The sequence below is a fragment of the Vibrio sp. 1978 genome, assembly GCF_033344345.1.
In genome coordinates, this window is the sequence record NZ_JAWPOP010000637.1 from 1 (window position 1) to 627 (window position 627).

A 627-nucleotide genomic window follows, 5' to 3' on the forward strand; every position below is an offset into this window, starting at 1 on the left:
TGTACCTTTTGTCACGACTTTTTTTGTGCTGCTTTTTTGTGGAGCGATGTGTTGGTTTCCTAACCTTCGGCATAAACATTAGCTCAAATCACGTGATGGCTTTCTTATCGTCGTTCTTTTCTGGACGGTTTTGGGCAGCGCGGGTTCGCTTCCATTTTTAATCGCAGATAATCCCAACATTTCTGTGACTGACGCTTTTTTTGAATCCTTCTCTGCTTTAACCACGACAGGGGCGACCGTTATTGTCGGCCTTGATGAGTTACCTAAAGCGATTTTGTTCTACCGCCAATTTCTACAATGGTTTGGTGGAATGGGGATCATCGTACTCGCGGTCGCTATTTTGCCAGTGTTGGGCATCGGTGGGATGCAGTTGTACCGCGCAGAAATTCCGGGTCCAGTGAAAGATACCAAAATGACCCCGCGCATAGCCGAGACAGCAAAAGCGCTGTGGTACATCTATTTAAGCCTGACAATCGCTTGTGCGGTTGCTTTTTGGCTCGCGGGCATGACGCCGTTTGATGCCATCAGCCACAGCTTCTCTACTATTGCGATTGGTGGCTTCTCAACTCACGATGCCAGCATGGGCTACTTCGACAGTTACGCGATTAACCTGATTACCGTGGTGTT

Annotated in this window: 1 pseudogene; it reads left to right on the top strand. The window is 48.2% G+C overall.

Features of this window, described 5'->3' with window-relative positions:
• A pseudogene (locus R8N49_RS28270) lies at nucleotides 1-627 on the top strand (potassium transporter TrkG); the annotation flags it as partial.